The following is a 24,862-nucleotide window of genomic DNA, read 5'->3' on the forward strand; positions in this document are numbered from 1 at the left end:
GCTGCCGACCGCCGGGGTCGGCTAGGCCCACCGTCTGTCTCGGGTGCCAGACAGTGGGACGTGCGCCGCGAGGTCAGCTGAGCGCCGACCCTGCCCGATAGTCGCGAAACGAGGTGTTCCAGTCCCCGAAGCCGTTGGTGAGGTCCATGGGCTTGTCCGTCCCGACGTATTCGATGACGTCGCCCACGTTGGTGTTGTTGTACAGCCACTCGGCATTGGCGGTGCTCATGCCGGTGCAGCCGTGGCTGACGTTGGCGCTGCCCTGGGAGCCGACTGACCACGGAGCTGCATGCACGAACTCACCGCTGGTCGTCAGCCGCATGGCGTACTCGACGTCGTCGAGGTCATAGCCATCGGCGCTGTCGGGATCGATCCCCACTGTCGCGGAGTTCATCCGCTTGCTCCGGTACTTCTCGCTGATGACCTTGATGCCGGACCTCGTGGTGAACTTCGGCTGTTCCCCGGTAGTGATCGGGATCGTCCTGGCCAGCTTGCCGTTGCGGAACACCTGCATCTGGTGAGCATTCATGTCGACTTCACTGACCATCGCATCTCCGACCTGGAAGGTCATCCTTCGATCCTTCTGCCCGTAGATGCCGCTGCCGGCCGGCACCCCGCCGATGTCAGCCTCCACTGTCACGTCGGTGCCCGGGCGCCAGTACGCCTTCGGCCGCCAGTGCACCTCCTGACCGCTGACCCAGCGGAAGGCACCGGCCTGCGCTGGACGGCTGGTCACCTTCAGGTGCCGCTCGATCGATGCCTGATCGGTGACGGGGATGTCGAACCGGATGACGACCGGCATGCCGACCCCGACGGTCTGCCCGTCGGCGAGCGCGAAGCTGGGGTAGGTCTGCTCATCCAGGGTCAGCTCGCGTGTCCGGAAGACCGACTCGAAGGTGCCCTCCCGGCTCTCGGTGTCCGTGGCCGTGCTGGTGATCCGGTAACGCGAGTTCGCCCGCAACGGGGATCTGGCGGCCCAACGTGTCTTGTCCGGTGAGAGACGCCCCTCGATGCTCGAGCCCTCGGGGCCGGTGACTTCGACTGCCTCGAACGTGCCCGCCTCGACTCGCAGCCTCAGCTTGCGGTCGACGTCCACGTTCGTGGCACCGCGAGGGATGTTGCTGACGATCTTGGCGTTCGAGGACGCGCTGACCTGTGAGGTCGGACGCTCGGGGCCGGAGGAGGCGGTCCTGGGCGCGCTGCAGGCTGAGACCGCGGCGAAGGCCGCGGTGACTCCGAGGATCAACAGTCGTGTGCGTGAGGACCGGCAGGACATCAGTTGGCTCCATCAGGTGAATGAGTGCTCGTGAGTTCGGAATGTGAGGCGAGAGTTCCGTCGGGCCAGCGTCCGCCTGCCCTGCTGCCGGGCGGCGTCTGCAGGCGGACCACGTCGGCTCGTGCTGCTCGCTCCGGTCCCGCTGCCAGGCGGAGCTTGGTCAGGGTGGTTCTGCATCGAGTCCTGCGCGCCGTGCGGGTCCCGGCGAGCAGGAGCGAGGTGTTCTGACGGGTTCGCTCGCGATCCACGAGATGGATCGCGCAGCTCACGGGCACCGCCAGCGAGCGTTCCTTCGGAATGATCTCCACACTTCCTACACGCCACGGAAGTTCGGATGGTTGCTCCCGGTCCGGCGCGGACATCGCACCTCGTGAGGTCTCGCCCTGGCTGACGCACACCGCAGGGACACTGACGCCACCCCGCGTGACCCGGTCGACTTCGTCGGCCGGCCCTCGCGCGGCACGGCTGACGACGTCCTGGCTGCCGGGTGATCCTCAGGCCCGCAGACACGCTGCACGAGTGCGAGCGGGTCCGGCATCGCTCGCTGGCTCCGTCGACAGGCCTGGAAAAGTGTGCTGCCCGACGCAACCTGCTGACCAGATCGGGCGCCTGTAGAGGTAGGAGGTGGTGCCGGTGCCGACGTACGCCGATGCCGACGCGATGACGTTCGACGACTACGCGGCCACGGAGTGGCCATCGCTGTACCGTCGCGCGTTCCTCCTTGCTGGAAATCACGCAGACGCCGAGGATCTCGCCCAGCAGACCCTCATCAAGGTCCACGGCGCCTGGTCGCGGGTGAGTCGGTCCGACGTGCCCGCCGCCTACGTCAGGCGCATCTTGATGAACACGTTCCTGTCCGCCAAGCGCCCCAGAGGGCGAAGGCTGGAACTGCTCGTGGGCGACGACGCACCCGAACCGGCCTCACCGCTCATGGCGGGTCCCGAAGAGCGGATGTCCCTGTGGCCACAGGTACGCCTGCTGCCACCGCGGCAGCGAGCCGTGATCGTGCTGCGTTACTACGAACAGCTCAGCGAGGCAGAGATCGCCGACGTCCTCGACTGCTCCCGCGGCAACGTGAAGTCCACCGCCCACCGCGCCCTGCAGAATCTGCGAACCGCTCTCGGACAGGAGGAAAGCTGATGCACTCCGACCTCGAGCGCACCCTGATCGGCGAGCTGGACGAAGTGGCCAGCAACCTCGTCGTCCCCCCGCTCCCCAGCCTGGAGGCGACCGCCTCTGGTCGACGGCGCTTGCGCGCTGTCCACCTCGGGCGAGGCGATCGGTTCGCGCCTCTCCTCGTCGCTGCCGCAGTAGTGCTCCTGCTCGTGAGCGTCACGCTCGCCACCCCCGAGCGCGATGAGCAGCCGCGGGCGACGGCGCCGAGCGCCACCCAGGAGCCGGACCTCCCTACGACGTCTCGCGCACCGGACGACGTGACGCCGCCGGCGGAGCCGAGGCTCATCTCCTACGACGGTGACGGGTCCGGCCGCGCCCAGGTCCGCACGAGGGCCGATGCGAACAACCTGGCCGGCGCGCCCGACTCCTTCAAGGAGTTCATCGGCGGCACCGCCGAACGACTCAGCCGGGGCGCCGCCTGTGACCAGGGCTTGGTCGGGGTGGCCGTCCAGTCGTTGCGCACCGACGGGTACGCGGTCGGCGCGGTCAACGACTGCGACGGCGGTTACGTCGCGATGTGGGCGATGGTCGACGGAGGGTGGACGGAGATCCAGGCCACCCAGGATCTGTGGAGCTGCGCCGTGCTCGCGCAGTACCGGGTGCCTAGCGACATTGCCGGAGACACCTGCTACGACGACGTCGCGCGGGCCCAGCGCCCCTACCAGCGGCGATGAACGACCACCATGCCGAACGCGCGTTCCGGCGGGGCCGATCGCCGGAGAACCTGCATCTGCTCGCCGCGGATTGAGTGACAGCTGCCACCGGCGGGTCGTGGAGCGGCTCCCTCAGCAGGGCCTCAGACCGTGCCCCACACGGTCTGTTGGAACGAGATGCAGCCGATCCCGCGGCCCTGGTAGTACTTCGGCCACCTCATCGCGTTGCGCGTCTGCGGGCCGTACCCGCCATCGACCGTGATGCCGTGGCGCCGCTGCACCATCTCGATCGCAGCCTTGGTGCGGCTGCCGTAGTGACCATCGACGCTCAAACCGGTCGCGTAGCAGGCGTTCAGAGCGCTCTGCAACGTCTTGACGCCCGAGTACGACGTCGACGCGAGCCAGATGCCGGCCTCGCACTGAGACGAGCCGCTCGAGGTCACCGGGTAGTAGAAGTTCGGCGACGTGCTGCGGTACGCGGTGTTCGTGCACGCCGAGTACGCCGAGGCGGGGCCCATCGGCAGGAGTAGAGCGAGGACGAGACCGAGCAGCAGTCCGAGGGCCGCGAAGCGGCCGCGGGGGGCGCGAGTGTTCACTTCTCTCCCGAGAGGTAGGGCGACCCGGGCGGGCCGTGCCCGCACGGTACGCGGTGGACGGCCGGAGCGGCCACCGTCCGGCGCCGTCGGGCGAGAACCGAGGGGCGTCCCACGGAACGGCGGTAGTCAGCGCGGAGTCCCGCGTCGTTCCGCATCCCGGGAGCCCAGCGAGGGTGGCACCCGAGTACAGCTAGCGTCGGGCGCGTGCCCATCCCGCCGTACGTCGCCGCACTGCGCTCCCACGTCGGCCACGACCTGCTGTGGCTGCCCGGCGTGACGGCGGTCGTACGCCGCGCCCGCGGGCCCGCCACCGAGGTGCTGCTGGTCCGGCGGGTCGACGACGGGACGTGGACACCTGTCACCGGCATCGTCGACCCGGGGGAGGAGCCCGCCGTGGCGGCCGCCCGCGAGGCGCTGGAGGAGGCCGACGTGGTGATCCGGGTCGACCGGCTGGCCCGGGTGGGGGTGACCGATGAGGTGGCCTACCCCAACGGCGACCGGTCGGTCTACCTCGACCTCACCTTCGCCTGCACCTGGGTCTCGGGCGAGGGGCGGGTGGCCGACGACGAGTCCACCGACGTGCGCTGGTGCACGCGGGACGAGCTCGAGGACCTCCGCCCGACGCTCGCCGCCCACATGCGGGCCCGCATCGAGGCGGCCCTCTCCGGGGAGTCGGCCGCGAGGTTCGTCACCGGCTGAGGGTGGACGTGCGGCGCCTCGTGGGCCAGCGGCGGGCGGCAGGCGCCGAGGACGACCTCGGGCGGCACGTCGAAGCCCGGTCGACCAGGCCCTCGCGGGAGGCCTGCGCGGAGGGGCCGGACCTGCGACCATCGGCGCATGCAAGGGGTACGCCGCACCGCGGCCGCGGCAACCGGTCTGGCCGTGCTCGCGCTCACCGGCTGCGCCGACGGGTCGGCCGACGACCCCACCACCGCCCGAGGCCAGGTCCAGCTGCTGACCTCCGCCCTGGTCGAGGTGGACGCGGCGCAGCTCAAGGACGTGGCGGTCCCGGACTCGCTGTCCTTCTCCGACGAGCTGCTGGTCGACGACGTGCTCGAGCAGGGGGCGCTGGCGCGCCGGGACGTGACGATCGACGGCGAGGGCAGCGGCCTGGGCTACGTCTCCTACACGCTCGACACCGACCCGCCCGTCCGCAGCGGGGGGCCGTGGCTGCGGCTGAACGCCCGCACCTCGGGCAGCTTCAGCGGCTCGGTGCTGCCGACCGTCGAGCTCACCGGGCAGGGCATCACCGCGCTGCGGGTCGGCGAGGCCACGGTGCCCGTCGCCCCTCTGCCGGCCGAGGGTCGGAGGTACTACCTCCCGCCCGGCGAGTTCACCGTCGCCGCCGTCGGGCCCGAGGGCCTGGTCGAGCACGACCCGGGCCAGCAGGTCGACACCCGCGACGTCGACCCCTACGCGCTCGATCTCGGCGGCACGCTCACCGCGGCGGCCCAGGCGCAGGTGCAGCAGGCGGTCCGGTCCTTCGTACGCCGCTGCACGCGACCCCTCGGCGACGCCCCGCGCCCACGCGGCTGCCCGGCCCGGCTGGCGTTCGTCGGCGGACTGACCTCGTCGTCGTGGACGCTCGACGGGCCGGTCCGGGTCGAGGTCGAGCCCGACCGCACGGGGTGGCGCATCACCACCCCTCGGCCGCCCCTCGCCCGGATGGTCGGGCAGGTGCGCGACCCGGACACGGGCGACCTGCTGCCGGTGTCCGACCGTGTCAGGTTCCGCGTCGAAGGCGTCGTCGAGGCCCGCGGCGACCGGCTCGACATCGCCATCCCGGGCTACTGAGCCCGGGCGGGCTCCGGGCTCTCCGGCTCGGCCCGCTGGGTGCGGACCCGCTCGACGACCTGGCCGAACCGCCGCGGTTCGACGTCGGAGCGGCGTACGACCACCGGGTCGTGCTCGCCCGAGGTGAAGGTGCCGGTCCACGAGCGTGACGCCGGGTCGTCGAGCTCGACCACCAGGTCGGGGTCGCGCAGGTCGACCTCGCGGGTGGTGCCGCCGCGCTCGACCAGCAGCGTGCCCTCGCGCACCGTGACGGTGGTGGGGTCCCACCGCGACAGCACGACTCCGGCCGCCACGGCGAGGCCCGCCAGCAGCAGGACCAGCAGCACCCCGCCCGCCGAGGGGTCCTCGAGCGCCAGCACCGCCAGCAGGACCGCACCCACCCCGGCGAGGGCGAGCACGGCTCCGGCGGCCAGAGGGACCAGGCCGGAGGGGGAGTACTCGAGGAAGGTCGGTACGTCGTCGGAGGCGGACGCGGGGGCGGGATCCGGCTCTGGCTCCGGCTCCGGCTCCGGCGTCGGCTCGGGCTCCAGCTCGGGCTTCTCGGCAGCAACCGGCTCCGGCTCAGGCTCTGCAGCGACCGGCTCGGGCTCCGGCGTCGGCTCCGGCGTCGGCTCCGGCTCAGGCTCCGCGGCGGCGACCGGCTCGGGCTCTGGCTCGGGCTCTGGCTCGGGCTCCGGGTCGGCGGCAGCGACCGGCTCCGGCTCCGGCTCGGGCTCCGGCTCCGGCTCGGGCTCGGGCTCGGGCTCGGGCTCCGGCTCGGGCTCCGGCTCGGGCTCCGGGTCGGCGGCAGCCACCGGCTCGGGCTCCGGCGTGGGCTCCGGCTCGGGCGTCGGCTCCGGCTCGACAGCGGCGGCCGGCTCGGGTTCGTCGTCGACCGGCTGCTCGAGCGCCCCGCCGGCGGCGTACTCGTAGACGGTGCCGTCCTCGGCGGCCAGGGTGCCGTCGTCGTAGTGGTAGAGCCAGCCCTGGAAGCCGGACCCCTCCTCGGCGTGGTGGTAGACCCAGCGGCCGCACTCGTCGTCGGCGTCGCCGGAAGCGTCCGGGGTCGCCGCTGCGGCCGGGGCGGCGTCGGCGCCGGCGGTCGCGTCGGGCTGCTCGTCGCGGCGGCGTCCGAGCAGGCGGCCGAGCCGCCCTCGGCGCCCGTCGCCGGGCTCGTCGGTCGTCTCTTGGGTCACGTCGTCCCCCTCGGCGGGCGTCCCCGTGGCGGTGTCATCGGCGGGTGGTGCGAGCAGAGCCTTGCGCAGAACGGCCGTCGGGTCGACCCGGTGCTGCCGCAACCGCGACGGCACCGCTCGCGTGCGCCCGGTGGCCGTCAGCGCCGGGTCGGGGACGGCGCGGTCGGGACGCCACCCCGGCGACTGGGTCGGGATGCGGACGAAGCGCGTCTGCAGCGCCGTCTGTCCTCGTCGTTCCACGTCGCCTCCTGGGGGATCTCGGGCGCGTCCTGGTGGGCGCGGCTCGCATCCGCAACGAGGCAGCAGCGGGAAGGACACGTCGGGCGCGGACGGCGGCGGTCCTCCGCCACGGACGGGGGTGGGCGACGAGGCCTTCGAAGTGTTGGTACTGTCGTCAACGCAGGGTGCAAGTTCCAGCGGTTACATCAACGCTCGTTGGAGGTTGTGATCCAACGGCGTTTCTTCTCTTTGCTACAGGCTTGCGAGGCGGGACGGCGTATCACCCGCACTCTGCATGAGGCCGCTGAAGTGGCGGTCTCACGCCTTTAGTAACAGGAGAACACCAGCATGGCTCAGGGCACCGTCAAGTGGTTCAACGCCGAGAAGGGTTTCGGCTTCATCGCTCAGGAGAACGGCGGGGACGACGTCTTCGTCCACTACTCCGCGATCCAGTCGCAGGGCTACAAGTCCCTCGACGAGAACCAGAAGGTCGAGTTCGACGTCACCCAGGGTCCCAAGGGCCCCCAGGCGGAGAACGTTCGTCCTCTCTGATCACGGACTTCGACACAGGGCCTCGACCTCACGGTCGGGGCCCTGTGGCGTTCCCGGGGTCGCGGCCTCCGGTGGTCCGCGGGTTACCCGTCGGTCACGTGGTCGGACACCGTTTCCGCAGGTGACAGGGTGGGTAGGAGTGGTCCCGACATGCACTCAGGGGGAGGGACGCCAGGCGTGGATCCGTACGACGTGCGGCTCGAGGACGACGAGCTGCTGAGCGAGGTCGAGCTGACGGCGAGCCTGATCGTGGCCGCCAACCAGACCGACGCGCACCTGACCCCGCACGAGATCGACCAGGCCCTGGGCATCCCGCGCCAGGGCCACGCCGCTCCGGGCTCCTAGCCCGTCGAGCCGCCCGTCGAGCCGCCCGTCGAGCCGCCCGTCGAGCCGCCCGTCGAGCCGCCCGCGGGGCCGGTGGACGAGGTCACCGCGAAGCGCCGCAGCCGTAGCGAGTTGGTGACCACGCAGACGCTGGAGGCCGCCATCGCCGCCCCGGCCACCATCGGGTTGAGCAGGCCCAGGGCCGCCACCGGGATGCCGACGACGTTGTAGGCGAAGGCCCAGAACAGGTTCTGCCGGATCACCGTCAGGGTGCGGCGCGAGAGCTGCAGCGCGGCCACGACGAGCCGGGGGTCGCCGTTGACCAGCGTGACGTCACCGGCCTCGATGGCGGCGTCGGTGCCGGTGCCGACCGCGATGCCGAGGTCGGCCTGCACCAGTGCGGCGGCGTCGTTGACGCCGTCGCCGACCATGGCGACGGTCTCGCCGGCGTCCTGGAGGCGGCGTACCTCGGTCAGCTTGTCCTCCGGTCGTACGCCGGCCACGACCGTCCCGATGCCCAGCTGGTCGGCGACGTGGCGGGCCGCGCTCTCGTGGTCGCCGGTGAGCAGCACGGTGCGCAGCCCGGCGGCGTGCAGCGCGGCGACCGCCTCGCGGCTCTCGGGTCGGACGGTGTCGCCGACCGCGACGACGGCGCGGGGACGACCAGCGACCGTCACCAGCACGGTGGTGCGTCCCCGGGCGCGGCCCGCGGCGACCGCCTCGCCGAGCTCGCGCGGGAGCGTGCCGGGCTCGGGGGCGCGCCCGACCTCGACCTCGGTGCCGACCACCGTGCCGCGCACGCCGGAGCCCGGGAGCGCGGTGAACTCCTCGACGTGGGGCAGCGCCGCGGGGGCGTGGGCCACCAGCGCCCGGGCCACCGGGTGCTCGCTGCCGCGCTCGAGTGCCGCCGCCAGCAGCAGCGCGTCGGGATCGCCGGTGACCTCGTGGACCCGCATCCGGCCCGTGGTCAGGGTGCCGGTCTTGTCGAGCACGACCGTGGTGACGGCGCGCGAGGTCTCGAGCACCTCGGCGCTGCGGACCACGATGCCGAGCTGGGCGGCGCGACCGGTGCCGACGAGCATCGCCGTGGGCGTGGCGAGCCCCAGCGCGCACGGGCAGGCGATGACCAGCACGGCCACGGCGGCGGTGACGGCGGCGTCGGTGCCCTGGCCGGCGAGCAGCCAGGCGGCGGCGGTCACCACCGCGATCGCGAGCACGACCGGCACGAACACCGACGAGACCCGATCGGCGAGCCGCTGCACGGGCGCCTTGCCGGTCTGGGCGTCGGCCACCGTCCGGCGGATGCGGGCGAGCAGGGTGTCGCGGCCGATCCGGGTGACCTCGACCTCGAGGCGGCCGTCGGTGTTGAGGGTGCCGCCGACGACCTCGTCGCCGGCGGCCTTCTCCACGGGCAGGCTCTCGCCGGTCACCATCGACTCGTCGCAGCTGCTGCGACCGGCCACCACCACCCCGTCCGTGGGCACCCGGGCCCCGGGCCGCACCAGCACCCGCATCCCGGGCCGCAGCACGGCGACGTCGACCTCGCGCTCGGCGGCGCCGTCGGGCCCGTCCTCGAGCAGCACCGCTCGCGTCTCGCCGAGCTCGAGCAGCGCGTGCAGCGCCGACCCGGCCCGTGACTTGGCCCGCGCCTCGAGCCAGCGGCCCAGCAGCAGGAACGTCGTGACGGTGGCGGCGACCTCGAAGTAGAGGTGCATCTCGCCGCGGAGCAGCTCCACCACCGACCAGGCGAAGGCCGCGACCGTGCCGATGGAGACCAGCGTGTCCATCGTCGAGGCGAGGTGGCGGGCGTTGACCGCGGCCGCGCGGTGGAACGGCCATCCGGCGTACGCCACGACGGGGAGGGTGAGGACCAGCTGCAGCCACGGGAGCCGGGGCACGCCGGGGCCCATCGCCAGGACTGCCACCGCGACCGTGAGCGGCGCCGCGACCGCCAGCCGGCGCAGCAGTGCTCGGGCCTGGGTGTCCTCCTCGCTCGCCGGGTCGTCGCCCTCGCTGGGCAGCGACGCGGAGTAGCCCGTGCGCTCGACGGTCGCGACCAGGGTCTCCTCGTCGACCAGCGCGGGGTCGTAGGCGACCCGGGCCGAGGCCGTGGCGAGGTTGACGGTGGCCGTGACCCCGTCGAGGCGGTTGAGCTTCTTCTCCACCCGGCCTACGCAGGACGCGCAGGTCATGCCGCCGACCAGCAGGTCGACGGAGCGGGTGTCGCGGACGGGGGTCTGGCTCATCGGGGTCTCCGGGTGGTGCAGCGGTGGTGCGGGCGGGTCAGGCCAGGGCGTAGCCGGCCTCGTCGACCGCCTCGGCGACCTGGGCGTCGGTGAAGCCCTCGCCCTCGACGACGACCGTGCCGGTCTCGACGTCGACCTGGACGCCGGTGACGCCTGGCACCGAGGACAGCTCGGTGGTGACGGCCTGGGCGCAGTGGCCGCAGGTCATGCCGGTGACGTCGTACGTCGTGCTCATGGGTGCTCCTTCGGTGGGGTGGGGTTCAGCTCTTGAGCAGGCGGGTGATGGCCGCGCTCGCCTCGGCGACCTTGGCCTCGGCGCGGGCCCGGCCGTCCTCGTCGCCGGCCGCGGCGCCCGCGACGGCGTCCTGGACGCAGTGGCCCAGGTGGTCCTGGACCAGACCGACCGAGACGCTCTGCAACGCGCTCTTGACGGCCGAGACCTGGGTCAGGATGTCGAGGCAGTAGACGTCCTCGTCGACCATCCGCTGCAGCCCGCGGACCTGTCCCTCGATGCGCCGCAGCCGGGTCAGGTAGTCGCCCTTGTGGTCGTGGTAGCCGGGGGTCGCGTCCATGGCTCCAGCATACATACCCCCTGGGGGTACGCCGCGGCCCCGAGTTGCCGTCCCGGGCTCGCCACCGCCTAGCATGGCGACGTTCTGATCCTGCTCACGTGGAGTTAACCCGGTGGCGTTTCGCTTCAAGCCCGTGGACGACGTCTTCTACGACCTCTTCCAGACCTCCGCACAGCACCTGGTCGAGGGGGCGGCGATCCTGGCCGAGCTGCTCGGCGAGGGTGCCGACCGGCACGCCATCGCGGCCCGGATGCAGGAGGCCGAGCACCGCGCCGACGAGACCACCCACGAGATCGCGTCGCGGGTCAACGCCACCTTCGTGACCCCCTTCGACCGCGAGGACATCTACGCGCTGGCCTCCGGCCTCGACGACGTCATGGACTACATGGAGGAGGCGGTCGACCTGACCGTCCTCTACGAGGTCGGCGCGCTGCCCGCCGAGATCGCCGACCAGGTCGACGTGCTGCAGCGCTGCGCCGAGCTGACCGCCGAGGCGATGCCGCGGCTGCGCTCGATGAAGGACCTCTCGGAGTACTGGATCGAGATCAACCGGCTCGAGAACGCCGGCGACAAGAGCTTCCGCCACATCCTGGCGCAGCTGTTCAGCGGCAGCTACGACGCGCTCGACGTGCTCAAGCTCAAGGACATCGTCGAGTCGCTGGAGAGCGCCGTCGACGCCTTCGAGAAGGTCGCCAACACGGTGGAGCAGATCCACGCCAAGGAGTCCTGAGCGTGACGCTCGCCATCGTCATCGCGGTGGTCCTGGTCGCCCTGGTCTTCGACTACACCAACGGGTTCCACGACGCGGCCAACGCCATCGCGACCTCGGTCTCGACGCGCGCGCTGACCCCTCGGGTGGCGCTGCTGATGGCGGCCGTCATGAACTTCGTCGGCGCCTTCCTGGGCCAGAAGGTCGCCAGCACCGTCAGTGACGTGATCGACCCCGGGGTCGGCAGCCACGGCCTGGTGATCGTGATGGCCGGCCTGTTCGGGGCCATCACCTGGAACATGGTGACCTGGTACTACGGCCTGCCCTCGTCGTCCTCCCACGCCCTCATCGGCGGCCTGGTCGGCTCGGCGCTGACCGCCGGCGTGTTCGTCAACTGGGCCACGGTGGTCGAGAAGGTCGTCATCCCGATGGTGGTCTCGCCGCTGCTGGCGTTCTCCCTCGGTTTCGCCTTCATGCTGCTGATCATGTGGCTGTTCCGGAAGGCCTCGCCGCGCCGCGTGGGGTCGGGCTTCCGGCTCGCCCAGACCATCTCGGCCGCCGCGATGGCGCTGGGCCACGGCCTCCAGGACGCACAGAAGACGATGGGCGTGATCTTCCTGGCGCTGCTCTCCGGTGGGTACGTCGCCGCCGGTGACCCGCTCCCGGTCTGGGTCATCATCGCGGCCGCGACCGCGATCTCGCTGGGCACCTACTCCGGTGGCTGGCGCATCATGCGCACCCTCGGTCGCCGCATCATCCACCTCGACCCGGCCCGGGGGTTCGCCGCCGAGTCGATCTCGGCGGGCGTGCTCTACACCGCGGCGTACGTCTTCGAGGCGCCGATCTCGACCACCCACACCATCACCAGCGCGGTGATGGGCGTCGGCGCCACCAAGCGCTTCTCCGCCGTCCGCTGGGGCGTCGCCCGCTCCATCCTCACCGCCTGGGTGCTCACCTTCCCCGCCGCCGGCGGCGTCGCCGCCCTCGTCTACCTCCTGCTGCGGTTCGTGCTCCAGCTGCCCTGACCGGGCTCGGCTAGCCGGGCGGCAGGACGATCCCCGACTCCGGGTAGTCCGAGACGAAAAGCACCGACGTCGGGCCGTCGCCGGTGCTTTTCGTCTCGGACTATCCCCCGTGGTGGAGTGTGCGGGGTGGCGGGAAGCAGGTCAGGCGGCGCGTTCGCGGTGGGCCAGGAGACGGCGGGCCACGGTGGCGGCGAGGGAGCGCCTGAGGGAGACCGTGTCGGTGGGCGTCCACCACGGTGGTGGCTCGGTGGTCCACCGGCGTTCGGACGCGGGTCGCCGTCGGGCGCGCTCGTGCCCGGCGAGCAGGCGGCGTACGACGCGATCCCGGTCGGCCATGTCGTCGGAGACGACCACGACGGGCTCGAGCCCGTGGTCGCGGAACCGGTCGAGCCGGCCTAGGTCGTGGGCCCGCTGCGGGCCGACGAAGTGGACCACGCCGTCGTACTCGCCGAGCAGCCCCGACTCCGGGTCGACCATGTCGGGTACGCCGATCAGCCGACCCTCGAGGTCGAACACGGGGCTGTTGCACAGGGGCGCCCCCAGACCGGCGTCCTGTGTCCACACCAGGCGCAGCGCCGTCTCCCGGGGGGACCACGAGTTCTCCGCCGCGAGGAGGAGAGCCCGGCGAGCCTGCGGCACTCCCGTCCACCCCGGGTGAGCCAGGGCGTACTCCCAGGCCTCGTCCAGGGAGACGAGGTCGGAGTAGGCAGCCATGTCGGCGGCGATCACGGCCGTCCGGAGGTCGGGCGCGCGGCGGAGCACGAAGAGCAGTGACCGGACCGGCAATGTCATGCGTACGCCGTCGTGGTCGACGAGCTCGGACGGGGGCAGCCGCTCCTGGCACACCCGCTTGCCCGGACGGGTCCGAACGTCCTCGTAGCAGGTCGCGAGATCCACGTCGCGAGGCTGACCCTGCGGTCCGCGACCGTCGAACCAGACGCCGCCGGCCCAGCGCAGACCGGCCCACCCGGTCACGCCTCCGATCTCGGGCAGGATGGCCGCCGCCTCGACGATGCGTTGCTCGGGCTGATCGGCCTCCACGGTTGCCGGCACGTAGAGCCCGTGGCTGGAGCGACGCCACCGCGACCCGCGCGCCGCCCCGCGGGTGGGGCCGTCGACACCGGTCGGGTCGAGCGCCACCGGCCAGACCACGGCAGCCCTCGCCGCACTGAGGGGATCATCGGTGTCCATCCGCTGCAGGGTGCCCGCCGTACGTCGGTCTCGCGAACGGTGATCCACAGGGGCAGGTAGTCCGAGACGAAAAGCACCACCCGGAGGACCCAGGTGGTGCTTTTCGTCTCGGACTACGCCGTATGGCGAGGCGGACCCCACCCGACGCGGGTAGCGCGGGGCCGACCTACCCGAACCGACCCGAGATGTAGGCCTCGGTGGCGGGCTCGTCGGGGACGCTGAAGATCTTCTTGGTGGGGTTCATCTCGATCAGCTTGCCGGGCTTGCCGGTGCCGGCGATGTTGAAGAAGGCGGTGTCCTCGGAGACGCGGGCGGCCTGCTGCATGTTGTGGGTCACGATGACGATCGTGTACTCCGACTTCAGCTCGTGGATGAGGTCCTCGATCGCGGAGGTCGAGATGGGGTCGAGGGCCGAGCAGGGCTCGTCCATCAGCAGCACCTGCGGCTCGACGGCGATGGCGCGGGCGATGCACAGCCGCTGCTGCTGGCCGCCGGAGAGGCCCATGCCGGGCTTGCCCAGCCGGTCCTTGACCTCGTTCCACAGGTTGGCGCCCTTGAGGGACTTCTCCACGACCTGGTCGGCGGCGGACTTCTTGAGCTTCTTGTTGTTCAGCCGCAGCCCGGCGAGGACGTTCTCGTAGATCGACATCGTCGGGAACGGGTTGGGCCGCTGGAAGACCATGCCGACCATGCGGCGGACCTCCACCGGGTCCACGCCCGGGTCGTAGAGGGACTGCCCGTCGACGATGATCTTGCCGTCGACGCGGGCGCCGGGGATCGCCTCGTGCATCCGGTTGAGCGAGCGCAGGAAGGTCGACTTGCCGCAGCCGGACGGTCCGATGAGCGCGGTCACCGAGCGGGCGGGGATCGTCATGTTGACGCTCTCGACCGCCAGGAAGTCGCCGTAGTAGATGTCGAGGTCAGAGACGTCGATGCTCTTGGCCATGGTGTGTGAACTCTCCGTGTTGTCCGGACTCAGTGTCCGGTCTTGGGGGCGAAGTACTTGCCGACCACGCGGGCGACGAGGTTGAGCAGCATCACGATCACGATCAGCACGAAGGCGCCGCCCCAGGCGATGCCGATGCCCGGGGGCTCGCCGCCGCTGGGCGGCGGGATGCCCGGGTTGGCGTTCTGGGTGAAGATCAGGACCGGCAGCGTGGTCATCCGGCCGTCGAAGAGGTTGAAGTTGGTCCGCGTCGTCAGGCCCGCGATCAGCAGCAGCGGCGCGGTCTCGCCGACCACGCGGGCGATGGCGAGGGTCACGCCGGTCACGATGCCACCCAGCGCGGTGGGGAGCACGACCTTGGCGATGGTGCGCCACTTCGGCACCCCCAGGGCGTACGACGCCTCGCGCAGGTCGTCGGGCACGAGCCGGAGCATCTCCTCGGTGGAGCGCACCACGATCGGGATCATCAGGATCGCCAGCGCGATCGAGCCGCCGAGGCCGGCGCGGGCCGAGGGGCCGAACAGCAGGATCCACAGCGCGAAGGCGAACAGGCCGGCCACGATCGAGGGGATGCCGGTCATCACGTCGACCAGGAAGGTGATCGAGCGGGCCAGGCGGCCCTTCTGGCCGTACTCCACGATGTAGATCGCGGTGAAGATGCCGATCGGGACCGCGATCACGGTGGCGCCCAGCGTGATCAGCAGGGTGCCGATCAGGGCGTGGTAGATGCCGACCGGCTGCGAGAGGTCGGTGCGGAACTGCGAGAACGTCAGGAAGGTCGCGTTGATCTGCGGCGCGCCCTTGGACACGACGGTCCAGATCAGCGAGAGCAGCGGCACCAGGGCGATCAGGAACGCGCTCCAGACCAACGAGGTCATCAGCCGGTCGACGGCGGCGCGGCGGTTCTCCACCACCAGCGACCAGACCGGCATCAGCACCACGAACAGCAGCAGCGCGACGAAGCCGGTGCTCAGCAGGCCCCAGCCGAGCAGCAGGCCCAGCAGGGCGGCGCCGGCGACGGCCCCGAGGGCGACCAGCAGCGGCGCCCAGCGGGGCAGCCGCGGCCGCTGCAGGCTCTGGACGCGGGTGGGGGCCGACCCACGGGGCGCCTGGGTGGTGGTGCTCATCGCGCCATCCTCCGCTCGGAGCGGCCGACCAGCCAGCGGGCCGCGAAGTTGACCAGGAACGTCACCAGGAACAGCACCAGGCCGGTGGCGATGAGGACCGCGACCTTGCCAGGCGTGCCTTCCTTGTAGTTGTTGGCGATGTTGGAGGCGATGCTCGCCGGGTTCGACGACGAGATCAGGTTGAAGGTGATGCCGCCGCCGGCCGAGAGGACCATGGCGACCGCCATCGTCTCGCCGAGCGCGCGGCCCAGGCCGAGCATGACCGCGGAGACCATGCCGGACTTGGCGTAGGGGAAGACCGTGAGCCGGACCATTTCCCAGCGGGTCGCGCCCAGGGCCAGCGCGGCCTCCTGGTGCAGCCGGGGGGTCTGGGCGAAGATCTCGCGCGAGATCGCGGTGATGATCGGCAGGATCATGATCGCCAGCACGATGCCGGCGGTGAGGATCGTGCGGCCGGTCGTCGAGGGCGGACCGGCGAAGAACGGGATGAAGCCGAGGTGCTCGTAGAGCCACTCGTAGCCCGGCGCCACCTTGCGGGCCAGGACGTTGATGCCCCAGAGGCCGAACACGACGCTGGGGACGGCGGCCAGCAGGTCCACGACGTACGCCGCGGGCACCGCGATCGAGCGGGGGGCGTAGTGGCTGATCACCAGGGCGATGCCGAAGGACAGCGGCGCGGCGATGATCACCGCGATCACGGCCGCCAGGATCGTCCCGAACAGCAGCGGGGTGACGTAGCCGATGAACGTGCTGGCCTGCGGGGCGTAGAAGCTCGACGGCTGGGTGAGGCCGGGGATGCCCTCGATCGCCAGGAAGACGAAGACCCCGGCGAGGGCGACGAGGATGAACAGGCCGGCGCCGCGGGAGAGTCCCGCGAAGATGCGGTCGCCCTGGCGCCGCTTGGGGCGGGCGGCGGGAGGGGCGGCGGGCGTGGTGGTCACGTCAGGTCCTCTGGGTGGAAGGGGGCTGGTCGTGCAAGTGGCGTGCGGGGGGTGGTGACCCCCCGCACGNNNTTCCGGCGGAGATCTTCTCGACGATCCCCTGGGCCTCCTCGGCGACCGACGAGGACAGCGCAGCCGCGCCGGCGTTGTCGGCGGCGGCCTTCTGGCCCTCGTCGGAGACGATGTAGGACAGGTAGCCCTTGACCAGGTCGGCCTCGGCCTGGTCGGAGTAGGTCTGGCAGGCGATCAGGTAGGAGACCAGGACGACGGGGTAGGTGTCGGCCGCGGTCGTGGTGCGGTTGATCTCGAACGCCATGTCGACGTCCGGGCGGCCCGAGACGCGCTCGGACTCCTCGATGACCTTGGCGCCGGCCTCGGGGGTCGCCTCGACGAACTCCTCGCCGACCTTGACCTTGGCGATCGCGAGGTCGCCGGCCTGGCTCTCGTCGGCGTAGCCGATGGTGCCGGTGCCGTTGGTGACCGCGGAGATCACGCCGGAGGTGCCCTCGGCGGCCTCGCCGCCCTTGGCCGGCCAGACGCCGTCGGCGTCGTAGCTCCACGCGCCGTCGCCGGCCTGGTTGAGCCAGTCGGTGAAGTTCTCGGTCGTGCCGGAGTCGTCGGAGCGGTGGACGGGCGTGATCCGCTCGTCGGGCAGCTCGGCGTCGGGGTTGAGGTCGGCGATGGCCGGGTCGTTCCAGGTGGTGATCTTGCCGTCGAAGATCTCGGCGGTGGTCTTGGCGTCGAGGTTGAGCTCGTCGACGCCCTCGAGGTTGAACACGATGGCGATGGGGGAGACGTACGCCGGGACCTCGATCGGGTCCTGGCCCTCGCACCGCTCCTTGGCGCCGCTGAGCTCCTGCTCGTCGTCGTCGAGGTAGGCGTCGGAGCCGGCGAAGGCGACGCCGCCCTCGATGAACTGGGTGCGGCCGTCACCGGAGCCGACCGGGTCGTAGGTCACGGTGACGCCGGAGTTGGCGGCCTGGAAGGCGGTGGACCACGCCTCCTGGGCGCGCTCCTGGGAGGACGCGCCGGCGCCGGCGAGCTCGCCGGAGAGCGAGGACTCGCCCTCGGCGGCGGCGTCGCCGCTGGCGGCCTCCTCGTTGGCGGCCCCGCAGGCGGACAGCGCCGTGGCGAGGGCGATCGCGGCGACGCCCGGGAGGGCGGTGCGACGGAGGGAAGAGCGGTTCACTTCAGGCTCCTGTGAGTTCACAAGGGGGTGGACGACCAGAACCTAGGAAGCAGAGGTGTCACGGCACGGGGACGCGGGTGAACGGGAGGTGAACGCTGGCTGCCCAGATGGCGGGAACGCCGCGTGGCATGACGCGCGTCACAGGGAGATGCGCAGCTCAGCGGCCCTGGCGACGCTCGCGCACCGCGTCAGGCCAACGGTCCCGGGAGGTGGCGCTCGACCGCGACCAGCTCGCCCTTGCGGACGTGGCACACCACCAGCTCGGAGGGCGCCAGCGGCTCCTCCTCGACGCCCAGGACCCCGAGCAGCGTCGGCAGCACGGGGCGGTGGCTGCACACCACGCTCGACTCGGGCGCGGCCGCCAGGGTGTGCAGCAGCCGGGCGGCCGCGTCGGGGTCGGAGAGCTCCTCGGAGAGCTCGTCGAGCTCCTCCAGCGGCAGCACCTGCTCCTCGGCGTACGGCGCGAGGGTCTGGGTGCAGCGGGTGCTCGAGGAGCTGTGCACCCGGGTCACGCCGTACGCCGCGAGCAGCCGTGAGAGCTCGCGGGCCTGCTCCTCGCCGACCTCGAGCAGCGGCCGTCGGGGGTCGGGGCCGTCCCAGTCGCGCCGCTTGGTCGCCTTGGCGTGGCGTACGACGACCAGGGCACTCGTCGCCCGGGGCTGCTCGCGGAGCTGCTCGAGCAGGTGCACGTCGTCGAGGTAGGTCAGCAGCGAGGCGGCCGTGGCCAGCGGCACCCAGCGCACCTGGTCGACCTCGGGGTTGGGCTCGTAGCCGCTCACGTCGTCGTCGCCGACCACGTGGCCGACCCAGTAGTGCACCTTCTTGGCCCGGCCGCCGGAGACGGCGTACAGCTGGGGGAGCAGCGGGCGCCCGAGCCGGACCTCGACGCCGGTCTCCTCGAGGATCTCGCGCACGGCCGTGGTGGTGACGTGCTCGCCGGGGTCCTGCTTGCCCTTGGGGAACGACCAGTCGTCGTACTTCGGTCGGTGCACCAGCAGCACCTCGCGGCCCTCGGGGCCCTTGCGGACCACGACGGCCCCCGCCGCGACGACGTCGGGGCCGGTGGCCCGGGGCAGCGGGGTCGGGAGGGGCGGAGGGGGCTGACCCATGGCGCACATCCTCACACGCCCACCCGGCGGCTACCCTCCTGACGTGCAGAGACGTCCGCGGCCGCGCCGCCGGACCCTGCTCGTCGGGCTGCTCGTGCTGGCCCTCGTCGCCGGCCTGGTCGTCGCCGGCGTCTGGTGGTGGCGCCGGGCGGACCGCACCCCGCTCCAGGAGGCCCTGCAGCACGCGCCGCAGGACGCCCGCCGGGTCGCCTTCACCGACTGGGTCCAGGTGCGGCGCAGCGTCGGCGCCGACCTGGGTGACGACCCCGACCGCGACGCGGTCGAGGCGATGACGGCCGAGGCCTACGACGCCGACCTCTCCCCGGTCTCGAGCACCGAGGAGGCCGCGGGCGCGCTGCAGGAGATCTACGGCTTCGGCCCGGGCACCGCCCAGTGGGAGCTCTACACGCAGTCACCGAAGGGCGCGGCGATGGTGCTCCGGCCGCCCGAGGGCACCGACTTCGACGTGCTGGCCGGCAACCTGCGCCGCGCGGGGTACGACGCTCCGTCCGGCGGCGGCCCGGAGGGCACCTGGGACGGCGGCATCGACCTGGTCTCCTCGCTCGACCCGACACTGACCCCCGCCCTGCAGTACGTCGCGCTGCTGCCCGACCAGGGACTGGTGGTCAGCAGCGACACCCGGGCCTACGCCACCTCGACCGCGAAGGTCGCCCGCGGCGACGGCACCCCGGTGAGCGACGTGGCCGGGGTGGCGGACGTCGCCGGGCGCCTCGGGGCGACCGTCAACGCGATGCTGTGGACCGGCGACTTCGTGTGCGAGGACCTCTCGATGGCCACCGCCGCCGAGGAGGAGCAGCAGCTGGCCGAGGGCCTGGTCGACGAGGTCGGTGGGGTGAACCCGCTCGCCGGCTTCGCGATGGGGATGGACCCCCGACGCACCCTCCACGTCGTGGCGCACTACGAGGACGACGACCGGGCGCGCGAGGACCTCCGCGCCCGGGCGGAGCTGGTCGTCGGGGAGACGCCGGGGCGTGGCGGGGGCCGTGTGGCCGACGACTTCGAGCTGACCCGGTCGCGCGCCGTCGGGCCCGACGTGCTGCTCGACCTGCGCCCGCGGGAGCCGGACGGCTTCGTGCTGTCGAGCCTCTACGAGGGACCGCTGGTCTTCGCCACCTGCTGACCGGCCTGCCCGCTCGGGCTTGGGGCAGGCACGTCGATGTCGTCCTCGAGCAGCACCCGGTTGGGCTCGATGGCGAGGTACGCCGCCGCGAGGTCGTCGTCGCCGACGCGGGCCGCGGTCTCGCGCAGGTGGGCCCGGGCCTGCCCCAGCACGGTCTCCGCCCGCGGGTCGCCCGCGCGGCGCAGCACCTCGACGCAGCCGCGCAGCATCGTGGCGGGCAGGGCGGCGCCGACGAGCTCGTCGTGGTCGAGGTGGTCGAGCACCGGCTCCAGCAGGGCGACGGCGCGGTCGTGCTCGCCCCGCAGCGAGGCCACCCGCGCCCGTCCGACCGCGCACTCGCGCCCCGGCACGGCCACGTCGACGGCGGCGAACAGCGCGGCGGCCTGGCGGAAGTGCTCGTCGGCCTCGGCCAGCCCGTCGGGGCTGCAGACCAGGGCGTGGCCGAGCCCGAGGTGCGCCTGGCCCCGGTCGAGGTCGGAGGAGGCGTCGGCGCCGATCGCCACGGCCTCCCGCCCGTGCCCCACCGCGGCGTCGACCTCGCCGCGCACGAGGTCGACGTGCACCAGCCGGGTCAGCGCGTCGACCTCCAGCGGCCGGTTGCGCAGGCCGCGGGCGATGTCGAGCGACTCCCGGGCGTGGGCCTCGGCGGCGTCGAAGCGGCCGGTGAACAGCTCGACCTGGGCGGCCACCATCAGGTTGGTCGACGTCGCCTCGAGCTCGCCGAGGTCGCGGGAGACCGCGATCGCCTCGCCGACCCACGCCTCGGCGGGTCCGAAGCGGCCCCGGACGGCGGCCACGCTGGCCAGGTTGCCCAGCGCGATGGACTCGCGGTAGCGGTGGCCGGCCCGCCGGAAGATGGGCAGCGTCTCCTCGAGCGCGGTCTGCGCCTCGGCGTACCGGCCCATGAAGTAGTGCGTCGTCGCCAGCTGCACCAGCGCGGTGCTCTCCATCTCGCTGTCGCCGAGCCGGGCGAACAGCTCGCGCGCCTGCTGCACCCGCTCCAGCGAGAGCGGGAAGTCGCCGGTGTTGCTGGCCACCATGCCGAGGTAGCGCAGCGCCTCGCCCTCCACGTCGGGGCGCGTGCTCGCCCGCGCGAGGTCGACCGCCCTCGTCAGGCACACCCGGGCGGCGTCGGGGTCCTCGGCCCAGGTGAGGGTCTCGCCCTGGAGGAGCAGCGCCTCGGCGACGAGGTCGTCCCGGCCCTGCTCGGTGGCCAGCTGCACCGCCCGGCCGGACAGTCCGCGTGCCGCGTCGTACTCGCTCTGGACGAAGGCCCACCGTCCCTGCGCCAGCAGCAGCGCCACCCGGCGGGAGCCGTCCAGCCGCTGCTCGAGCCGCTGCATCGCCTCGAGGTGCTCGTGCTGGCGCGCCCGGTCTCCCTGCCGCTCGGCCAGCGCCTCGCTCGCGGCCAGCACGTCGAAGCGCAGCGCGTCGTCGTCGGCCGCGACCAGCTCGGCGGCCCGGGCCAGGGTCCGCTGGGCCTCGTCGAGGGCGTGGACGGCGGCGGCGCGGCGGCCGGCGCGGAGGTACCACCGGGCCGCGTCGGCGTCGCGGGCCCGGTCGAGGTGGCCCGCGACGACCGCGGCGAAGGTCTCCTCGCGGCCCGAGTCGGTCGCCGCCCGCGCGAACCACCGGGCGGCGCGCGCGTGGTAGCGCTCGCGGTGGGCGCGCAGCATCCCGTCGTACGCCACGTCGCGGAGCAGGGCGTGCTTGAAGACGAACTCGCGCGACCCGGCGAAGCGTGACTCGGGCCGCTCGAGCAGCAGCCCGCGCGTGCGCAGCCGCTCGAGGTCGGCGTCGACGACGGCCGGGTCGACCTCGCGGCGGGTCATCGCGGCCAGCGCGGTGTCCCAGAAGACGCGCCCCAGCACCGAGGCGCGCTGCAGCTGGTCGCGCTCGGCCGGGGTGAGGGAGTCCAGCCGCGACTGCAGCACCCCCTTGAGCGTCGGGGGCACCGACACCGCGCCGACGCGGTCGAGGGCCACGGTCCAGGCCGGGTCGCCCCGGACGACGACGCCCGCGTCGACCATCCAGGTGACCAGCTCCTCGAGGTAGAACGGGTTGCCCTCGGCGTGGTCGACCACGAGGTCGACCAGCGCGCGGGGCAGGTCCTCGACACGCGCGAGGATCTCGCCCACCAGCTCGCGGCTCTCCCGGCGCGAGAGCGGCGCCAGGTCGAGCCGCTCGTGGTGGGCCAGGCCCTCGCCCCAGCGCTCGTGGCGCTCCAGCAGGGTGGGGCGTGCGGTCGCGACCACGAGCACGGTGGCGTCGGCCAGCTCGGGCGCGGCCGCGTCGAGCCAGCGCAGGCTGCCCTCGTCGGCCCAGTGCAGGTCCTCCAGCAGGATGACCGCCGGCGCGGTCCGGCTGAGCGCGTGCAGCAGGCGGGCCAGGGCGTGCGACCCGCGGTCGCGCAGCGCCTGCGGGTGGGTGGGCACCTCGTCGGGCTGCGCCACGTCGTACCCCAGGAACGCGGCGGCGTCGACGGCCAGCCGCGGTCCCTCGACGGGGCCGAGGGCGGTGGAGAAGGCGTCGACGAAGGCGCGGCGTACGCCGTCGGGCGGGTCGCCCGCGTGCAGGTCGAGCCGCGCCGAGACGATGTCGCGCAGCAGCGCGTGGGGGCTTTCCTGGGTGGCCGGCGACGCGCGACCGCGGAACCAGAACACCGCCTCCTCGCGGTCGTGCAGCCAGGTGTCGAAGTCGAGGAGCAGCCGCGACTTGCCGACCCCGGCGTCGCCCAGCACCGTCACCACCCGCCAGCGGCCCTCGTCGGTGACGTCCCAGGTGCGGTCCTGGAGGAACCGCAGCTGCAGCTCGCGGCCCACGGTGCGGGTCTCCACGCCCTCGACGCCGGCGCTGCGGTCGAGCCGGAAGACCGCGTGCCGCTCGCCGGTGACGACGAAGGCGTCCACGGGCAGGTCGAGGCCCTTGAGCGTGAGCGGCTCGTGGGCCTCGACGCCGAAGGAGCCGCGCAGCAGCCTCTGGGTGTCGAGGGAGACCAGCACCCGGTCGACCGGCGCCGCGGCCTGGAGGCGCGCGGCGCGGTTGACGGTCGGGCCGACCGCGACGTAGCTGTCGTCGTGGCGCTCGCCGAGGGTGCTGACCACCACCTCGCCGGTGTCGATCCCGACGCGCATGTGCAGCTCGATCCCGTGGCGGTCGTGGAGCTCGGCGCTGAGCGCGCGCAGGTCCTCGAGCATGGCCAGCGCGGAGCGGACCGCCCGGTGGGCGTCGTCCTCGAAGCTGCGCTCGAGGCCGTAGACGGCCATCACCGCGTCGCCGATGAACTTCTCCACCACACCGCCGTGGGCCTCGATGGCGCGGCGCCAGCGGGCGAAGTACTCCCCGACGACCTCGCGGGTGTCCTCGGCGTCGAGGTGGCGCGAGAGGACCGTGAAGTCCACGAGGTCGGCGAAGAGCACGGTGACGAGGCGTCGGTTCTCGGTGCGGTGGCCCGCGAGCCGGTCGCGCCGGGCGCGCAGCGGCGCCAGGGCCGTGTCCACGACGGTGTCGCCCAGCGCGGCGCGCTGGGCCTCCAGCGCCGCGATGGCGCGGTCGACCGCGTCGACGGCGTCGAGGTCGCCCGTCATGGCGACACGCTAGGAGCAGCCGGTGCAGACCGCCACCACCCGTTCGGGCCCGACCCGTTGTCGGGACCCGGCGCGCGGGTCTACCTTCGCTGGCACCGCAGGCCGCTCACCGTCCCCGAGCCGAAGCGAGGTCACCGTGCGAGTCGACGCCACCGCCGTGTCGCTGTCCTGGATCCCGTCGGACTCCCTGACCGGGGGTCTGAAGGTGGGCATGGACCTGCGGCTCTCCCACTGGGACGACCCGCTGCCCGACCGGGTGTCCGGCCCCGAGGAGGTCGACCGGCTGTGCCGGGAGGACCGGTTCCGGTTCGGCAACCTGCTCGCCGCGTGGGCCGAGGTGGAGGACGGCCGGGTGCTCGACGCCGGGCTGCACGGGCACAGCGGGCTGGTGATGGGCTCGACCACGGTCTCGGTGGGCCGGCTGGGAGCGACCTTCCGGGCCGCGTCCCTGCCGACGATCCAGCGGGAGCCGCAGCACGCCGAGGGGTCGGTGCGGTTCGTCCAGACGGTGGGTGGCCGGACCGGCGTACCCCTGCCGCGGCCGGTGCCTCACCCGCCGTTCGTGCGGTGGCAGGCGCCGACGGTGTGGACCACGCTCGCGCTGACGCTGCACGCCGACGGCCGCAGCGAGGTCGAGCTGGTCGGGGCCAGCGCCTTCCCCCGCCACTGGGTGTACGACGCGTCGGGTGCCGTCGCCCTCAAGAGCGGCCTGGCCGACCAGGGCCGGTGGATGGCGCACTCGTTCGGCGACCGCACCCCGTGGGCCGACCGCGACCGCGAGGCGCTGGTCGTGGCCTTCGAGACCGAGCTGGAGCGCCGGCTGTCCCACGACATCATGCGCGGCGGCCGCCGGCCGGAGGTCCGCCGTCTCCCCGAGGGACTGCAGCTGACGCGGCAAGGCGACCCCGGCGACGAGCTCTACCTCGTCCTGGACGGCGTGGTGCGCGTCGACGTCGACGGCCAGCCGTTGGCCGAGCTCGGCCCCGGCGCGGTGCTGGGGGAGCGGGCGCTGCTCGAGGACGGCCTGCGGACCTCCACCGTCACCGCCCTCACCCCGCTCCGGGTCGCCGCGGTCCCGCGCGACCAGGTCGACCTCGCCAAGCTCCGCGCCCTCGCCGCCACCCACCACCGCGAGGACCTGCTCCGCTCCTGAGGGTCGTCCTGGTGGGTGACTCGTCACGCAGATCCGGTGCCACACCAGCGTCGTCGTACGTCGTGCGGCGGGGCCGTGGTGTGGCGCTCGGGGCAGTTTCACCGGCTGGCCGGTGAAACTGCCGCCACTGCCGCACCAGCGTCGCCGTACGACGCCCCGCA

22 protein-coding genes and 1 pseudogene are annotated in these 24,862 nt (G+C 72.8%); 10 read left to right on the plus strand and 13 right to left on the minus strand.

Annotation, left to right across the window (positions count from 1 at the left end; genetic code table 11):
• Window positions 1-73 precede the first annotated feature (73 nt).
• Complete coding sequence (locus tag ASG49_RS09795) at window positions 74-1,246, minus strand: Ig-like domain-containing protein (RefSeq protein ID WP_235562006.1); 1,173 nt, start codon at window positions 1,244-1,246, stop codon at window positions 74-76.
• A gap of 663 nt (window positions 1,247-1,909) precedes the next feature.
• Here ASG49_RS09795 and ASG49_RS09800 point away from each other — a divergent pair.
• Together ASG49_RS09800 and ASG49_RS09805 are read left to right on the plus strand one after the other, a co-directional pair.
• Window positions 1,910-2,416, plus strand: a complete 507-nt coding sequence (locus tag ASG49_RS09800) for a SigE family RNA polymerase sigma factor (protein ID WP_200936265.1) — start codon at window positions 1,910-1,912, stop codon at window positions 2,414-2,416.
• The gene (locus ASG49_RS09805; RefSeq protein WP_056540869.1) at window positions 2,416-3,126 is read left to right on the plus strand and encodes a hypothetical protein; all 711 of its coding nucleotides are present in this window, start codon (window positions 2,416-2,418) and stop codon (window positions 3,124-3,126) included. The genes ASG49_RS09800 and ASG49_RS09805 overlap by 1 nt, the downstream gene beginning before the upstream one ends.
• A 122-nt stretch (window positions 3,127-3,248) precedes the next feature.
• On the opposite strand, the gene ASG49_RS09810 is transcribed toward ASG49_RS09805, so the two are convergent.
• Window positions 3,249-3,623 (minus strand): peptidoglycan-binding domain-containing protein, encoded by a 375-nt coding sequence (locus ASG49_RS09810; protein WP_156384267.1) that lies wholly within the window; start codon window positions 3,621-3,623, stop codon window positions 3,249-3,251.
• A gap of 282 nt (window positions 3,624-3,905) precedes the next feature.
• Here ASG49_RS09810 and ASG49_RS09815 point away from each other — a divergent pair, with 282 nt between their 5' ends.
• Both ASG49_RS09815 and ASG49_RS09820 read left to right on the plus strand, forming a co-directional pair.
• On the plus strand, window positions 3,906-4,400 hold the full coding sequence (locus ASG49_RS09815; RefSeq protein ID WP_056540875.1) for an NUDIX domain-containing protein: 495 nt from the start codon (window positions 3,906-3,908) through the stop codon (window positions 4,398-4,400).
• A 138-nt stretch (window positions 4,401-4,538) separates the two neighbouring features.
• Window positions 4,539-5,495, plus strand: a complete 957-nt coding sequence (locus ASG49_RS09820; RefSeq protein ID WP_156384268.1) for a hypothetical protein — start codon at window positions 4,539-4,541, stop codon at window positions 5,493-5,495.
• On the opposite strand, the gene ASG49_RS19100 is transcribed toward ASG49_RS09820, so the two are convergent.
• Window positions 5,489-6,670: a hypothetical protein gene (locus tag ASG49_RS19100; RefSeq protein WP_200936266.1), complete on the minus strand. Its 1,182-nt coding sequence runs from the start codon at window positions 6,668-6,670 to the stop codon at window positions 5,489-5,491. The genes ASG49_RS09820 and ASG49_RS19100 overlap by 7 nt on opposite strands.
• A gap of 567 nt (window positions 6,671-7,237) precedes the next feature.
• Here ASG49_RS19100 and ASG49_RS09830 point away from each other — a divergent pair.
• Together ASG49_RS09830 and ASG49_RS09835 are read left to right on the plus strand one after the other, a co-directional pair.
• Window positions 7,238-7,441, plus strand: a complete 204-nt coding sequence (locus ASG49_RS09830; protein ID WP_056540883.1) for a cold-shock protein — start codon at window positions 7,238-7,240, stop codon at window positions 7,439-7,441.
• A 177-nt stretch (window positions 7,442-7,618) separates the two neighbouring features.
• On the plus strand, window positions 7,619-7,786 hold the full coding sequence (locus ASG49_RS09835) for a hypothetical protein (RefSeq protein WP_235562007.1): 168 nt from the start codon (window positions 7,619-7,621) through the stop codon (window positions 7,784-7,786).
• On the opposite strand, the gene ASG49_RS09840 is transcribed toward ASG49_RS09835, so the two are convergent.
• Genes ASG49_RS09840 through ASG49_RS09850 form a run of 3 tightly spaced genes read right to left on the minus strand, consistent with a single transcriptional unit; the run spans window position 7,783 to window position 10,583 of the window.
• Entirely contained in the window at window positions 7,783-10,011 is a 2,229-nt protein-coding gene (locus tag ASG49_RS09840) for a cation-translocating P-type ATPase (protein WP_056540887.1), read from the minus strand. The two genes, ASG49_RS09835 and ASG49_RS09840, sit on opposite strands and share 4 nt — an antisense overlap.
• A 37-nt stretch (window positions 10,012-10,048) precedes the next feature.
• Window positions 10,049-10,246: a heavy-metal-associated domain-containing protein gene (locus tag ASG49_RS09845; RefSeq protein ID WP_056540891.1), complete on the minus strand. Its 198-nt coding sequence runs from the start codon at window positions 10,244-10,246 to the stop codon at window positions 10,049-10,051.
• 25 nt (window positions 10,247-10,271) lie between these two features.
• A complete protein-coding gene (locus ASG49_RS09850) occupies window positions 10,272-10,583 on the minus strand; it encodes a metal-sensitive transcriptional regulator (RefSeq protein ID WP_056540894.1) in 312 nt (103 codons plus the stop codon).
• Window positions 10,584-10,695: 112 nt separating this feature from the next.
• On the opposite strand from ASG49_RS09850, the gene ASG49_RS09855 reads away from it, so the two are divergent.
• Both ASG49_RS09855 and ASG49_RS09860 read left to right on the plus strand, forming a co-directional pair.
• The gene (locus ASG49_RS09855) at window positions 10,696-11,313 is read left to right on the plus strand and encodes a DUF47 domain-containing protein (protein WP_056540898.1); all 618 of its coding nucleotides are present in this window, start codon (window positions 10,696-10,698) and stop codon (window positions 11,311-11,313) included.
• A gap of 2 nt (window positions 11,314-11,315) precedes the next feature.
• Window positions 11,316-12,317 (plus strand): inorganic phosphate transporter, encoded by a 1,002-nt coding sequence (locus tag ASG49_RS09860; protein ID WP_056540902.1) that lies wholly within the window; start codon window positions 11,316-11,318, stop codon window positions 12,315-12,317.
• A 141-nt stretch (window positions 12,318-12,458) separates the two neighbouring features.
• Here the strand turns inward: ASG49_RS09860 and ASG49_RS09865 are convergent, their stop codons facing one another.
• The 6 genes and pseudogenes from ASG49_RS09865 to ASG49_RS09890 all read right to left on the minus strand — a co-directional run bounded on the left by ASG49_RS09865 (window position 12,459) and on the right by ASG49_RS09890 (window position 18,820).
• Window positions 12,459-13,508 (minus strand): hypothetical protein, encoded by a 1,050-nt coding sequence (locus ASG49_RS09865; RefSeq protein ID WP_056540905.1) that lies wholly within the window; start codon window positions 13,506-13,508, stop codon window positions 12,459-12,461.
• 166 nt (window positions 13,509-13,674) lie between these two features.
• Window positions 13,675-14,454 carry a phosphate ABC transporter ATP-binding protein PstB gene (gene pstB / locus ASG49_RS09870; RefSeq protein WP_056540907.1) on the minus strand — a complete coding sequence of 260 codons (780 nt, stop codon included), beginning with the start codon at window positions 14,452-14,454 and terminating at the stop codon, window positions 13,675-13,677.
• A 29-nt stretch (window positions 14,455-14,483) separates the two neighbouring features.
• The gene (gene pstA / locus ASG49_RS09875) at window positions 14,484-15,581 is read right to left on the minus strand and encodes a phosphate ABC transporter permease PstA (RefSeq protein WP_056540909.1); all 1,098 of its coding nucleotides are present in this window, start codon (window positions 15,579-15,581) and stop codon (window positions 14,484-14,486) included.
• Entirely contained in the window at window positions 15,578-16,522 is a 945-nt protein-coding gene (pstC, locus tag ASG49_RS09880; RefSeq protein WP_056540911.1) for a phosphate ABC transporter permease subunit PstC, read from the minus strand. The genes pstA and pstC overlap by 4 nt, the downstream gene beginning before the upstream one ends.
• A gap of 72 nt (window positions 16,523-16,594) precedes the next feature.
• Window positions 16,595-17,732: pseudogene (gene pstS / locus ASG49_RS09885) on the minus strand (phosphate ABC transporter substrate-binding protein PstS); the annotation flags it as partial.
• A 167-nt stretch (window positions 17,733-17,899) separates the two neighbouring features.
• A complete protein-coding gene (locus ASG49_RS09890) occupies window positions 17,900-18,820 on the minus strand; it encodes an NUDIX hydrolase (RefSeq protein WP_156384269.1) in 921 nt (306 codons plus the stop codon).
• 43 nt (window positions 18,821-18,863) lie between these two features.
• Here ASG49_RS09890 and ASG49_RS09895 point away from each other — a divergent pair, with 43 nt between their 5' ends.
• Window positions 18,864-19,961, plus strand: a complete 1,098-nt coding sequence (locus ASG49_RS09895; RefSeq protein WP_156384270.1) for a hypothetical protein — start codon at window positions 18,864-18,866, stop codon at window positions 19,959-19,961.
• Here ASG49_RS09895 and ASG49_RS09900 read toward each other — a convergent pair.
• Entirely contained in the window at window positions 19,928-23,548 is a 3,621-nt protein-coding gene (locus ASG49_RS09900) for an adenylate/guanylate cyclase domain-containing protein (protein WP_056540916.1), read from the minus strand. The two genes, ASG49_RS09895 and ASG49_RS09900, sit on opposite strands and share 34 nt — an antisense overlap.
• 136 nt (window positions 23,549-23,684) lie before the next feature.
• On the opposite strand from ASG49_RS09900, the gene ASG49_RS09905 reads away from it, so the two are divergent.
• Window positions 23,685-24,701, plus strand: a complete 1,017-nt coding sequence (locus ASG49_RS09905; protein WP_056540919.1) for a cyclic nucleotide-binding domain-containing protein — start codon at window positions 23,685-23,687, stop codon at window positions 24,699-24,701.
• Window positions 24,702-24,862: the final 161 nt, after the last annotated feature.

It is taken from the genome of Marmoricola sp. Leaf446 (assembly GCF_001424755.1).
Classification (GTDB): Bacteria; Actinomycetota; Actinomycetes; order Propionibacteriales; family Nocardioidaceae; genus Marmoricola.